General features: G+C 36.6%; 12 protein-coding genes. 8 read left to right on the top strand and 4 right to left on the bottom strand.

Annotated elements, in window-relative coordinates; genetic code table 11:
* Window positions 1-294: 294 nt before the first annotated feature.
* From mer to METBO_RS12915, 4 genes are all read left to right on the top strand, one after another.
* A complete protein-coding gene (mer, locus tag METBO_RS02590; protein ID WP_013644113.1) occupies window positions 295-1,260 on the top strand; it encodes a 5,10-methylenetetrahydromethanopterin reductase in 966 nt (321 codons plus the stop codon).
* A gap of 218 nt (window positions 1,261-1,478) precedes the next feature.
* Window positions 1,479-2,090, top strand: coding sequence for a DUF134 domain-containing protein (locus METBO_RS02585; protein ID WP_013644112.1), 612 nt, complete (start codon window positions 1,479-1,481; stop codon window positions 2,088-2,090).
* 42 nt (window positions 2,091-2,132) lie between these two features.
* Window positions 2,133-3,725, top strand: coding sequence for a methyl coenzyme M reductase system, component A2 (gene atwA, locus METBO_RS02580; protein WP_013644111.1), 1,593 nt, complete (start codon window positions 2,133-2,135; stop codon window positions 3,723-3,725).
* Between the two features lie 164 nt (window positions 3,726-3,889).
* Window positions 3,890-5,242: a sensor histidine kinase gene (locus tag METBO_RS12915; protein WP_052296782.1), complete on the top strand. Its 1,353-nt coding sequence runs from the start codon at window positions 3,890-3,892 to the stop codon at window positions 5,240-5,242.
* Between the two features lie 105 nt (window positions 5,243-5,347).
* On the opposite strand, the gene METBO_RS02570 is transcribed toward METBO_RS12915, so the two are convergent.
* The gene (locus METBO_RS02570) at window positions 5,348-6,235 is read right to left on the bottom strand and encodes an SPL family radical SAM protein (protein WP_013644109.1); all 888 of its coding nucleotides are present in this window, start codon (window positions 6,233-6,235) and stop codon (window positions 5,348-5,350) included.
* Window positions 6,236-6,613: 378 nt separating this feature from the next.
* Here METBO_RS02570 and METBO_RS02565 point away from each other — a divergent pair, with 378 nt between their 5' ends.
* From METBO_RS02565 to METBO_RS02550, 4 genes are all read left to right on the top strand, one after another.
* Window positions 6,614-7,930: an ATP-binding protein gene (locus tag METBO_RS02565; protein WP_013644108.1), complete on the top strand. Its 1,317-nt coding sequence runs from the start codon at window positions 6,614-6,616 to the stop codon at window positions 7,928-7,930.
* Window positions 7,931-8,203: 273 nt separating this feature from the next.
* Window positions 8,204-9,271, top strand: coding sequence for an archaeosine biosynthesis radical SAM protein RaSEA (locus tag METBO_RS02560; protein WP_013644107.1), 1,068 nt, complete (start codon window positions 8,204-8,206; stop codon window positions 9,269-9,271).
* Window positions 9,272-9,317: 46 nt separating this feature from the next.
* Window positions 9,318-10,571 (top strand): threonine/serine exporter family protein, encoded by a 1,254-nt coding sequence (locus tag METBO_RS02555; RefSeq protein ID WP_013644106.1) that lies wholly within the window; start codon window positions 9,318-9,320, stop codon window positions 10,569-10,571.
* Between the two features lie 177 nt (window positions 10,572-10,748).
* Complete coding sequence (locus METBO_RS02550; protein WP_013644105.1) at window positions 10,749-12,041, top strand: adenylyltransferase/cytidyltransferase family protein; 1,293 nt, start codon at window positions 10,749-10,751, stop codon at window positions 12,039-12,041.
* 82 nt (window positions 12,042-12,123) lie between these two features.
* On the opposite strand, the gene METBO_RS02545 is transcribed toward METBO_RS02550, so the two are convergent.
* The 3 genes from METBO_RS02545 to METBO_RS02540 form a co-directional block, all read right to left on the bottom strand.
* Window positions 12,124-13,551, bottom strand: coding sequence for an MATE family efflux transporter (locus tag METBO_RS02545; protein ID WP_013644104.1), 1,428 nt, complete (start codon window positions 13,549-13,551; stop codon window positions 12,124-12,126).
* 149 nt (window positions 13,552-13,700) lie between these two features.
* Window positions 13,701-13,832: a hypothetical protein gene (locus tag METBO_RS14010; protein WP_013644103.1), complete on the bottom strand. Its 132-nt coding sequence runs from the start codon at window positions 13,830-13,832 to the stop codon at window positions 13,701-13,703.
* A 122-nt stretch (window positions 13,833-13,954) separates the two neighbouring features.
* The gene (locus METBO_RS02540) at window positions 13,955-14,146 is read right to left on the bottom strand and encodes a hypothetical protein (RefSeq protein ID WP_013644102.1); all 192 of its coding nucleotides are present in this window, start codon (window positions 14,144-14,146) and stop codon (window positions 13,955-13,957) included.
* Window positions 14,147-14,218: the final 72 nt, after the last annotated feature.

Genomic DNA, 14,218 nt, shown 5'->3' with positions numbered 1-14,218 from the left:
TTGTCCAAATTTAATATTCTTGCAATATTAGTTTTCATTCCCCCAGTACATCAAGATTATCTGCAACATGTAGAAATTGTCCAGAAAAACCATGAGGAATACAGATTATTTTATAATAATATTGACCCATGAATAACCTTTGAAATGTTCTAAAAATCGATATAAAAAAAAATTAGAGGTTTCCCCTAATATGCAGCTTCAACAAAAAATAAAACAACTATTTAAGTCTTTCGTTTACAATTAAATGACAAAATATTTTTATACTCCAAATAAATCTACAAAAGGTGATAAATCATGAAGTTTGGTATTGAATTTGTTCCGAATGAACCAATAGACAAGATTGTAAAGCTTGTAAAACTAGCAGAAGATGTAGGATTTGAATACGCATGGATTACAGACCACTACAATAACAAAAACGTGTATGAAACACTAGCATTAATTGCAGAAGGTACTGAAACCATTAAAATGGGTCCTGGTGTAACCAACCCCTACGTAAGAAGCCCAGCAATAACAGCAGCAGCTGTTGCAACTTTAGATGAATTATCCAATGGTAGGGCAACCCTAGGTATCGGACCTGGTGACAAAGCTACCTTTGATGCATTAGGTATTGAATGGACTAAACCAGTAAGTACCATAAAAGATGCAATAACAATGATGAGCACACTCATGGCAGGAGAAAAAACAGAAAGCGGAGCTCAGCTCGGCGGAGTTAAAGCTGTTCAGGAAAAAGTGCCAATTTATATGGGTGCTCAGGGACCTATGATGCTCAAAACCGCAGGAGGTTTCTCCGACGGTGCATTAATTAACGCATCAAACCCAAAAGACTTTGAAGCAGCAGTTCCTCTAATAAAACAAGGAGCTGAAGAAGCAGGCAAATCAATATCTGATGTAGATGTAGCAGCATACACATGTTGTTCCATAGACGACGACGCTGGCAAAGCACTCGGTGCAGCTAAAATAGTCGTTGCATTTATCGCAGCAGGATCACCACCACCTGTATTCGAAAGACACGGACTACCAACCGACACCGGAGCTAAATTCGGTGGAATGCTCGCTAAAGGAGACTTCGGAGGAGCAATCGGAGCAGTAGACGACGCTTTAATGGAAGCATTCTCTGTAGTAGGTACACCAAAAGAGTTCGTTCCAAAGATCGAAGCTCTCGCAGAAATGGGTGTAACTCAGTACGTTGCAGGTTCCCCAATAGGACCAAACAAAGAGAAATCCATAAAATTACTCGGAGAAGTTATAGACAGTTTCTAAACTCTCTCTTTTTCTTTTATTTTTTAATAAATTTGTAAATTGCATAAAAAAACTAGTTTTAAAGTAGTTTAATCATTGAATGAGTCCAGAATTTGGTGATAAAGTATCTACAGTTCCATTCAAATTTAACTTCTAGTGGATATTGGTTGAACCACCTATTTTATTCCGCATTCAATGCATATTTTTTCTAATGTTTTCAATTAATTTATATATTAGTTATGAATATATATTCATTCATGGTCCGACCTCAAGTGTTTAGAAAGATCTCGAAAAATCCAGAAGTACGATGTTTCAAACCAGATGGTGAAAATTTAGAAGAGTTAGAACCTATTCAAATTTCATTAGATGAATTTGAAGCCATTAGGTTGAGAGATTACCATGATATAAAACAGGTTAAGGCTGCAAGCATCATGGAAATTTCTCAACCCACCTTCCATCGAATCCTTTCATCAGCGCGGAAAAAAATTTCCAAAGCTCTGATTGAAGGTAATCCTATAATAATTGTGGGGGACGGTTTTATAACAGATAAAAAAAGGTACAAATGCAATGATTGTGGATTTGAGTGGTTGAGTAATGAAAAAAATTATGATAAATGTCTCGAATGTCAATCTGAAAATATTGTGAAAACAGATGAAGAAGATATGCTGATCAAAATTGATCCTGATATCCTTGAGAGAAGATCATACGGTGGAAAGGGATTGGGCGCAGGTCCTCCTAAGGTATGTAAATGCCCTAAATGTGGCTATGAACATCCGAAAACACGGACCATACCATGTAGAAATACCAAATGTCCCGTGTGTGAAACACCACTATGTGGATCTAACGATTAAATAATAATGTTAAGCTTGAATTTATCTAAAATCGGTGAGTAAATGTCTTTTATAGAAATTAGGAATGTTACAAAAACATTTGACGGAACAAATGTGTTAAACAACATCAACGTAAATGTGGATGAAGGAACTGTTTTAGGAATACTTGGTAGGAGCGGATGTGGAAAATCAGCCCTCCTCAATATGTTAAGGGGAATGAAGGAGTACAAGCCGGATAAAGGAACGGTAATTTACAATGTGGCTTTCTGTCCCAAGTGTTTCAGGGTAGAACCTCCATCATTCAATGGGAAAAAATGTGATTGTGGAGAAAATTTCGAACCCAAATCCATAGACTTCTGGAATTCAAACAGACGAGACTTTGCAGCTGTTAAAAAAAGAATCGCTATCATGCTGCAGAGAACCTTTGCACTCTACGAAGATGATACTGTTATTGATAACGTAATGAAGTCCATCACAGGACACAGCGAGGAAGATACTCTGCAGATGGCAATAGAACTCATTGAGCAGGCTCAGATGACCCATAGAATCACCCATATAGCCAGAGATTTGAGTGGTGGAGAAAAACAGCGAGTGGTGTTAGCTAGACAAATGGCAAAAGAACCAATGCTTTTCCTTGCTGACGAACCAACAGGAACTCTCGACCCTAAAACTGCGGAACAGATCCACCAGGCAATAATCAACGGTATTAAAGCTAAAGGCATAACCATGGTTATAACTTCACACTGGCCAGAGGTAATGCAGCAGCTTTCTGATTACGCTATTTGGTTGGATAAAGGGGAAATAATCGAAGAGGGAAATCCTGAAACTGTGATCAAAAGTTTTATGGACAAAGTACCTCTTCCAGAGAAGAAGGTGGAGTTCACTGTTGGCGGACCCATTGTTGAAATGAAGGATGTTAAGAAACACTACTACTCCATTGAAAGGGGTGTTGTAAAGGCGGTGGATGGCGTTGATTTAACTGTTAACGAAGCAGAGATCTATGGTGTGGTGGGATTATCAGGTGCTGGAAAAACAACACTTTCAAGGATACTCTACGGTTTAACTGATCCAAGCAGTGGAAATATAGATGTGAAGTTAGGTGAAAACTGGATCGACATGACAAAAAAGGGCCCACATGCGCGGGGTCGTGTTACACCATACCTAGGGATTTTACACCAAGAATACAGTTTGTATCCTCATCAAAATGTCTTGGGAAACCTTTCAGATGCCATAAGCCTGGAGTTGCCTGCAGAATTTGCTAAGATGAAAGCTGTGTACGTGCTTAAAGCTGTGGGTTTTGATGAAGAGTATGCAGCAAGAATTTTAACCAAGTATCCAGATGAACTGAGTGGAGGAGAACGTCATAGGGTTGCATTGGCCCAGGTACTCATAAAAGAACCTAAAATAATAATTTTAGACGAACCAACAGGTACTATGGACCCTATAACCAGGATCCAAGTGACAGATTCCATTATAAGTGCCCGGGATGAAATGAATCAAACATTCATCATTATCAGCCACGACATGGAATTCGTTTTAGATGTGTGTGATCGAGCCTCAATAATGCGTGGCGGAAAGATCCTTAAAACAGGACTACCCAAGGAAATTGTTGAGTACTTAACAGTTTCTGAAAAGGAAGGAATGCTTAAAAACTAATTATATTGGCAGTAATGAAAAAAAGATCGTGATTAAATGTACAAAATTTATATAGCCATCCTCTGCATATTGATCGTAGCTGCAATACTATATCTGAATCCCGAAAAGAATTTTTAGTCCAAAATCAAATTTAATTTAAGTATTCAAAATTAATGGTGAAGATAATGACACGAAATCCCAATCATGAGCTTTACAAGCTCATCACCATATCATCACTACTTATCATATCCTGTTTATTGACCTACTACTTCCATTTTGTGATTGGTGAGGGTGTGATCTTCACACATTTCTTCTATTTTCCAATTATATTAGCTGCACTTTGGTGGCAAAAAAAAGGACTCATCGTACCCATATTTCTTACTTTGATGTTACTCGTGAGTTACTACCTTTCTCCAAATTTAAGCTATCCATTGTACGAAGACATATATCGTTCCATAATCTTCCTGTCTATAGGGATTGTGGTTGCTATTCTAAGTGATGTTATCAATAAAAAGGACAAAGAACTCAGTGCCAGCGAAGAAAAATTTCGTTCAGTTGCAAATTCTGCAGTTGACGGCATAATAACAACCAACCAAAATGGGGACATAGTTCTGATGAACCCTAGTTTGAAAAGAATTTTTGGGTACGATCTCGATGAAATTAAAGGACGAAACGTCACCATGCTCATGCCTGAAAGATATAAAAAGGATTTTGAAACAAAACTCCAAAATTTCAATTCAACAGGAACCCATGAGTTAGATGGAAAAACCTTTGAAAGTATTGGTCTTAAAAAAAATGGGGAAGAATTCCCATTTGAAATATCTGTGGCAACTTGGGGCTACAAAACTGGTCCGTACACAACATCCATAATTCGGGATGTGGCTGATCGTAAACTCACAGAACATCAACTGCAAAAATCCATTAAAGAAAAGGAAATGCTTCTAAAAGAAATTCATCACAGGGTAAAAAATAACCTCATGATAATATCCAGCTTATTAAGCCTTCAATCAAGGTATATTAAAGATGAAAACTCAAAAACAATCTTCATAGAAAGTCAAAATCGTGCCAGATCAATGGCCCTGATCCATGAACGCCTGTACCAATCCACAGATCTTAAAAATATAGACTTTGGAGATTACATCCAAACACTTGCTGCGGACCTTTACGATACCTATGTGGTGGACAAGAACCTGATAAAAATGAATATTGAAACAGATGAACTAAATCTGGATATTGATACATCCATTCCACTGGGCCTCATCCTAAATGAACTCGTAACAAACAGTCTGAAACATGCATTTTCTCAGGGAGATAAAGGAACTATCGACATAAAATTCAAAAAACAAACGGATAAATACTGTTTAGAAGTGAAAGACAATGGTAAAGGCTTTCCTAATGATATTGACTACAAAAATGCAGATTCATTAGGACTAAGTTTAATAACCAGTTTATCAGAACAGATCGATGCAGATTTAGAGTACATTGGTTCTCCTGGCACATCATTTAAGATAAGTTTCAATGAAAAGAAATTTCAATGAAACTCGATTCCAAAATCATGCCTAAACTCCTTTTAAAAAATCTTACTCGAGTTTGAACTGTTTAATAAAAAATTGACCTTTATTAATGAACATCTTAATCCCAGATTACAGTATACTATTTTTAACTCCATACTTGGAGGATATTTCTGAAAATCGTTTTGAGAGTTCGAAACTGTATTTTTTCGGGGGTGCAAATGACTTCTGAAACAGTATTTCATATTCTTTTACAAGATCAGGGTTATGTTCCCTTAAGAAATCCAAGTAAAGTGTCTTACAATCACTATTGCCAGAACCATACAATGTTAAACCAGAATATAAAACATAATGTGCACCATAAAATTTTGCTGTTTTAACCATTGATTTAATCGCTTCATCAGAATCAGATAAGAATGGAAGTATGGGCATATTTATGATCCCTGTTTTAAAACCCGCATCACTGAACTCTTTCATGGTTTCTAACCGTTCCAGTGGACTTGGTGCTCCAGGTTCAATGATTTCTGCCAATTCTTCGTCTAAGGTAGAAAATGAGAAGGACACTATGACTCCATTCTTTAATTTATCAACTAAATCATCAGGAACCATTGCAACATCCCGGATATCCTTGATAATATCCAGATCCCTGATTATCTGTTTTGATTTAGTTAGGATGTGGGTTGGAAATTTGTATCGTTTAATTATTCCAAGTACTTCCCGGGTTAAATTTAAGTCTTTTTCAACTGTAGAATAGGGATCTGCAGCAGATCCAAATAATATTATATCCCTTTCATTTCGCCTGATGCAGTTTTTTAACTGTTTTTTTAGCACGGGAACTGCATTTAATTTGGCAGAAACTACAGATCCATGGTCTCCACCATATTTACTTCCACGTGTGTAGCAGTATATGCAAGCCATTGAACAGCCAGCATAAGTGTTCAAAGTATATCTACCTAAAAACCAATCATCACGTTTTTTACTGTTATTAAGAATCGTTTTGACAGTTATTTTATTTACCAAATCAATCCCCCTAAAACATGTTGAAAAAATATTAAATTTTTAAGCAATGATCCATGAAAGTAACAGTTACTAAAAAAACTGGGAGTATCTCAATCATGTGCTTCATAATATTGGGTTCTGCACTTATTCATTGAATTTACTGATATTTACTAATAAATACTTCGAGTACCCATTAAATAATTCCACATATACTAATCTGCTCCCCCATGTATGATAGTAAATAATGAAGGATCATGCTTTTTTTACTACTATATTTGTCAGGTGTTGTGGTGACTCCATGATTTATGTGGGCACGGTAAAAACCAATTTATGTTATCATCTATAGAGTAGATTACATCTAAGAAATTTTAGTTTGTAAATAGTTTAAGGAGATTGTTAATGTATCATTTGACATCCAAATTGGTGATCTACAAAAATATCAACGAAGACAGTATACTGTTTAGATTGGCTGCCATCTGCCAACAGCTTGATAATGGCAATTATGTGAGGGAAGATCTAATTTCAGATATTTATATTGAAATCAATCGTCTGCTGGATCTTTCGACACAGTACGGCTTTGATAAAAATCTTTGGCATAATTATCTGGCCTTTATTTTAGCCATGGCTCAAAACCCATTCACAATTGTTTCAGAAAAGGTTGGAACCAACACTGGCACAGTAAACAAATTTGTAAAGAACGATTACAAAATATTCAAACAATTGTTTGACTATGACTTTTCTAAATTAGAAAATGAACTGGGAATTGATTGTTTTTCCATTATCACAGATTATGATGCTGTTGTGAAAAGTGAACAGATCTTCAACAAAAATGTGAGTGAAAAGGTTCAACAGCTTAGTAACTCTATTGAACAAGCAAAGGATGAAAAAGAACTGTACAAAATAGTTACAGATTTCTACAAGTTGCATGGTGTTGGAGATATTGGACTAAATAAAGCATTTCGAGTTTCAACTGATGGCAATTCAAGCATACTTTGCCCCATCACAACAACCAGCGACATAAAATTAGAAGATCTGGTGGGTTATGAATCTCAAAAGAAAGAACTGTTACAAAATACAGAAGCCTTTGTTATTGGGAGAAAAGCAAACAATGTACTTCTCTACGGCGATGCTGGAACCGGCAAATCTGCAAGTATCAAAGCAGTTCTGAATCAGTACTACGATCAGGGCCTCAGAATGATCGAAGTCTACAAACATGAATTCAAAGAACTACCAAAGATAATTGATGTTATAAAAAATAGAAATTACCGTTTCATAATTTACATGGATGATTTATCATTTGAAGAGTTTGAAATTGAGTATAAATATTTAAAAGCTGTTATCGAGGGTGGTTTAGAATCAAAACCTGAAAATGTACTTATCTATGCAACATCTAACAGGCGTCATCTAATCCGGGAAACATGGAGTGATCGTTCGGATATGTCTGAAGATGAACTCCATCGTTCAGACACCGTTAATGAAAAAGTATCGCTTGCAGAAAGATTCGGTGTGAAAATTGGATATTACAATCCCCAGAGGAAAGACTTCTTCAACATTGTCACAACCCTTGCAAGACGACATCCTGAAATCAAACTAACAGATGAAGAATTGGAATCACTGGCAAATAAATGGGAAATACGGCACGGTGGAATGTCCGGGCGTACGGCACAGCAGTTCATTGATTCATTACTCGGAACTGTTGGTAACCCAGATGATTGATATAAAATCATTCCAAATTTCTTTTTAAAATTAAATTGTCCGTATATCACTGAAAAATCTTCATTTTCTTTATTTTACTCATCCGTAAAACAGCAATACTGGATTTTTAACTTTTTTTTAGAGAATTTACTTGATTTCTCCATGATATTTTATTTCATACACAGTTCTTATCAATCCAATGTACCTATATTAATTAGTGATAAATGATAATATTAAGAAATTTATTTAGAATTATATGAATCATGATCATTAATCAATGGGCAAGGGTTTTAAATGGAAATAGAAAATTTAACCAAAGATATTAGAGAGAATGCAATCGCAAAAATGGAAAAAAGATCGGCCAAAGAATTGGCTGCAAGTTGGTCCGGAGAAGATATTCTCTATTCCGGAAAAGGAAATGCAATTTACATGGTTTTACCTACATCAGGTTGTGCCTGGGCAGTTTCAGAATCTGGCGGATGTAGTATGTGCAGCTATGTTGCGGACTCTCCATTGGAAGACGTGCCTTCAGAAGAACTTATAGACATATTCAAGGATCGTTTTTCCAGATTTGATATTACAGAAAAAACTGCTGTTAAAATATTTGTTTCGGGCAGTTTTCTTAACCCCGTGGAAATCCCACCGAGCGTCAGGAATGAAATACTTGGAATTCTTAAAAATGAAGAGTTGGTGGAAGAAGTTGTTGTTGAATCCAGACCTGAATTTATCACTGAAACTGTGTTGAAGGAGTGTTGTGAAGCCCTGGGAGACAAAATATTTGAGATTGGAATTGGACTTGAAACTTCCAACGATTACACCCGGGAAAAAAAGATAAACAAAGGTTTTACCAGGGAAGACTTTGAAAAAGCTGTTGAAGCCATCAAAAACTCAGAATTGAAGTGTGATGTTCGTGCAAAGGCCTATCTCTTTGTAAAACCCATATTAACTTCAGAAAAAGACGCAATTGAAGAAGCTATAAGCTCGGCATTTTACGCAGAATCTGCGGGTGCAAGCAGAATCTCATTTTGTCCAGCTACAATCCATAAAGACACCCTAATGGAATTACTATGGAAAAAAGGTTCCTATCAACCTCCATGGATATGGAGTGTGATGGAAATTATTCAAAGAGTCAGAAGTGAGGTAAAAATACCCATTATTATGGATACCGCAGGTTTTGGAAGCAGTAGAGGACCTTACAACTGTAAAAAATGTAACTCTAAATTAAAGGCCATGATCATAGAATCAAACCTCAATCAAAGTTTGCCAGAAACCATTGAATGCGAGTGCAAATCAAAATGGCAGGCAGAAGTAGATTACTCAAACATCACGAGATCAACAACCAGAATTTCTCGAAAAAAGTAAAAAAAATAGGTTTTAAGTCAACCACAAATTTATAGGAACAATCTTAATGAATGAAAAACACGCAGGAAATAACATCTCATCAGATGGACTTTTAGATTTCCTGACAGAACTTGGTAAAGCATTAACTGCTTCAGGAATATCGGTTGTGGACATTACAGCCATTCTGGAAAGAATAGCAGATGCTTATGGGGAAGAAGCTGAAATTCTGATATTTCCAACCATGATTCTGATTAAGATAGGTGAACATGAATCAGCACCATTAAATGCTGCAAACCAAAAACCAGGAATATTACCATTGAATCAAGTTTCTGAAATATATGACCTTGTTTACAAGGTAGAAAAGGCCCAAATCTCACCTAAAGAAGCAAAAAAATGTTTAAGACAAATTTTAGCTGAAAAACATTGCTTTGGACCTGTGGGCATACTAATTGGATATATTCTTTTTTCCATTGGCATAGGAATGCTGTTACAGCCCACTCCAGAACAATTAATTGTTTCTGGATTTTTAGGGGCCATTATAGGAATACTATTAATTCTGAGCAGGGGACGGAATCGTTTCATGTTAATATTGCCAGTAATTGCGGCATTTATTGTTTCTACGATATTTCTTTGGTCCTTAAAAGCTGGTTTGATTGCAGGTTCTGTTACCATGTTATTACCAGCCCTGGCTTACTTCCTTCCAGGTGCAACACTCACAACAGGAATGTTTGAACTGGCCTATGGGGAAATAATATCCGGGTCAAGCAGGGTTATCTACGGCACTGCAATTTTGTTATTAATTCTGTTTGGAGTGCTGATAGGTATTCAAATCACAGGGTTTCAAGAACCGAAATTCTTTGTAACCAACACTGCAAATGCCCTTGGATGGTGGGCTCCCTACTTGGGAGTTTTCATGTTTACAATAGGAATGTATCTCTTTATGTCCATAAAAAATAAGGATTTGCCATGGGTTTTACTGATTGTTTACGTGGCTTTCTTTGGTCAAATTATAGGAAACCATTTATTAGGAAGTTTATTCGGAGCATTTTTAGGTTCATTGTTAATGGCAATTAGCGGTACGATAGTTGAAAGACAAGAACATAGAACTCCAAGTTTCATCTCCATCATGCCTGCATTTTGGATACTTGTTCCAGGAGCTCTGAGCTTTCTGAGTTTGGCTACATTGTTTAATCAAAACTATTTAACTGCCTTGAATTATTCTGTGGATGTTGCAATGACAATAGTAGCAATTTCTTTGGGTCTGTTAATTGGTGCCGTTGCAACAGAACCCATCAAAGGAAAAATTATTAAAAATAGTTGAAATCTACTTGGATGATCAAACATCTATATCTTGATAAAAATTTATAGATTAAATTGGATCTTAGTTTCATGAAATTTAGATAGAAACATGGAGTTCCATGCTTGAAATTTAGGATCCCTTCTTAAATATTCATATTTCAATATTAATGTACAATTAATAACTTTTATGTGATAAAAAATGATTGGTATTAGCGCAGATTTTGATCCAGTACATTTAGGCCATGTTAAACTAATTGACAAGGCCCGTGAACTTGCAGATAAAAAAAATGAAGATGTGGTTATCTATCTAAACAAGGGGTTCAGTGCAAATCATGCTCCTTTCTTTGTGAGTTACGATGCCAGAAGACGAATGGCTCTTGAAGCTGGTGCAGATGAGGTAATACCTATTGAAGGGCTTCACCACAGATTGACACTTGCATACACCGTTCCAATAAGAATAGCCATGATGATTGAAGATGGTGTTGTGGACTACGTAGATGCAGCAGACGTATCTACCTCTAAAATCAAGAAATATGCCTCGGGTTTTGCAAGTAAAGGAATTTTCAGTGGTATTCCTAGAACTCTGCCCAACAGAAACGTGATCAGATGGTTTGCTGTAAACGAATTTCTTAAGAAGAAGTACGGGAAAAATTTGAAATTTCACATCATCCCAGAACACAAGATCAAGGGTGACAAAATTTCTGGAAGGATGATACGAAGGGAAATTCTTGAAAACAATATGAAGATTCCAGAGGAAGTGCAGAAACTTCTCCCAGATTCAACTGTAAGGATCCTGGAAAAAGAAATCAAAAAGGGAACCATCCCTGGAAAAAGAAACATCAGAGATTTAACTAAACGTTTAAACACCTTTTCCAGAGCAAATTTGAATAATATTGCACATATGAATGCTGATGCTGTGAATTCAATTGTTGCAGGAAGAAGTTATCAGAATGAAGATAAAATATGGGCATCATTTAGAATGGCAGGTTACGGTCCTGTGCTGACTAGGTTAGCTGCAAGTGCCGTTGAAATGAATGTAACAAGGGAAGAAGTTTATGATCTTATAAAAAACTACGAAGATAAAGGCATCATCCCCCCAGATATGACTGTTGATCAAGTTATTCAAAGGGCATGGTACGTGTCATCAATGTCGAGTAAAGGATATTCTGCTTCTGAGGCCCATAATAAATTTAGAAGTGGAGTTAAATCTACTCTGAAACGTGTGAAATTTTTTGATGCAGGAATGCACCTCAGGAGTTTTGAAACAGAATCTCTTAAACAAGATATGGACGCCCTTTTCTACGTGGATAAAAATGATAGGCTCTGCTGTGAAATTCGGGCTGAGGATCGTAAAATAAAAAGTCCTTTAAGACTTCCAGCCCACCATGTTACCTACCTCAGACTTTTGATTGACTCCCATTTCATCCCAATCACTGGAAAGCTGATAGAAAAACCAGAAGGATGGAGGGTTAGAATATCAGTTGGAGATTAACATCTCTATTTCTTTTTAAATCCCCCATTCTATTTGTAGGGTGTCACTAAATAGGTGAGAATTCCCCGGCTTAGTGTATAATTTAATTACTGGCTTCTCCAGGAGATTTATTATTTTTATAACTTTTTATCAGTCCCCTAATGTATCTTAATGCCCATAGATATCCTATTAAACATCCTATGGCACCTCCTAATACTATTCCCCACCATATTCCATGCACTCCAAAGTTCAGCACCATACCAAACAAGTATGAGAATAGCAGTATGAATATTAGTTCTCTTAGAGCTGTAAGTATAAGGGATGTGAGGCCTTTGCCCATTCCCTGGAATACTGAGCTTGCTGATATACCCAGAGGTACTGTTATTAAAAACAAACACATCACTTGTAGAAATGATGCTATTGAAGGGGCCAAAAATGAACTCTGGGCAGAGTATGAAAATATGGTTGCAATGCTCGATGCAAATATGAAGATTCCCAGGGATAGTACTGTTGCTATTGCTACGGCGAGTTTTACTGAGTAGTTCAGTGCTGTTAATATGTGGTTGTATCTTCTAGCACCGTAAGCCGCCCCTGCCACCGTTATTGCTGCAGTACCTATTCCTATTGGAGGTATCATAGCTATCATCACAACTCTCCATCCTGCGGTGTAAACTGCCACGGCTTCTGTTCCCCCTGCAAAGACCAGCATCGTGTTGACAAAAATTCCTAGTAAAGACATGACAAAAAATTCTGCACTTGCCGGTATTCCCACTGATAGAATATTTTTTACAACCTTCCAACTGGCAGTGAAATCTTTTTTGGACAACGATACGTAAGTATCCTTTTTTAAGAGAAGCCAGTACATTATGATGGCTGATGATATGGCTGATGATATCACAGTTGCCCATGCTGCTCCAGCAACTCCAAGTCCGAAGTAGTAGATGAAGATGGGATCCAGTACAATGTTCAATGTTGCTGTTGCCATCATTGCATACATGGGCCTTTTTACATCCCCTTCTGCCCTGAGTACTCCGGATGCAACGTTTGCAAGTATCATAAATATCAACCCACCAAACACTATTTCTCCATACTGCATTGCCAGATCAAAGGCAGGACCCACACCCATTATCCTTAGAATGATTGGGAGTACTAGTAGGAGAAGTAGTGTGAGGAGTAATGATACTGCGAAGGCTAGAATTAATGAATGTATGGCTGCATTGTCTGATCCTCTCTTGTTATCAGCCCCTATACATCTTGAAATTAATGAATTGGCACCGGCACCAAGACCATTGCCCAAACCAACAACCATCATAAAAAGCGGTGAAACAAAACCCAGCGCAGCCAGGGCATTGGGTCCTAAACCCGCAACCCATATACTATCAGCTAGGTTGTAAGCCATCATAAGTAACATGGAAAGTATCATTGGAACAGAAAGAGTCCTTATCGCCCTTTTAGGATCTCCTGTTATCATTTCTACCCTTTTATCTACTCCGGATTTTGAAGATTCCATGTTTGTATCACTCTTATTCATCAGATTAATTCTCCATTTTTAACTTTTCCAATTTTAAATTCTAAATTTTTAAGCAACTTCCTATAAGATTTTGTAAAATTTGTTTTAGATACATTTGAAACCAGAATAAAAATATTTCAATTATTTCTTACCTTCTCTTCATCATCAATTCACATATCACGCTCTTTTGCCAAATAGATAGCTTCAAATGATAATGTGAATGTGGATATTGAGTTAACAACATTAATTAGTTTCAGTTCCATGATCAGGAAATGATGGTCCAGATCAGAAATGTATACCATTCAAACTATAACCCTAAAAAAGCCAGTTAATTTGTTAAATCTGGAATTTAAGGAGTTTTGGGAAATATTTTTCGCTGGAACTTTCCATCAACTGTCCTTTGAAAATGAGTTAATTGGAACTATTAATCTCTACTTTCGACTTCAGGACATGACCAATCTTTACAAAAGCTCATAACCATTTTTCCACCGTCAGTGTTGATGTATATTCTCCAACAATTGTTATCATATGGTTTAAACTTTATATCAAGGACTTTTTTACCAACAAGTTCATTTAGGGCTTCATTACACTCTTGAGCATGTTCTTCAAACTTCATGGAAATCCTCCAAATTTATGAATTAATTATTACTTTAGTTGTTCAGTGAATTAAATTTATATGTGCATCCTT

This window comes from Methanobacterium lacus, from assembly GCF_000191585.1.
In the GTDB taxonomy this organism is placed as follows: domain Archaea; phylum Methanobacteriota; class Methanobacteria; order Methanobacteriales; family Methanobacteriaceae; genus Methanobacterium_B; species Methanobacterium_B lacus.
This window is presented reverse-complemented; position numbering and strand designations above follow the sequence as displayed.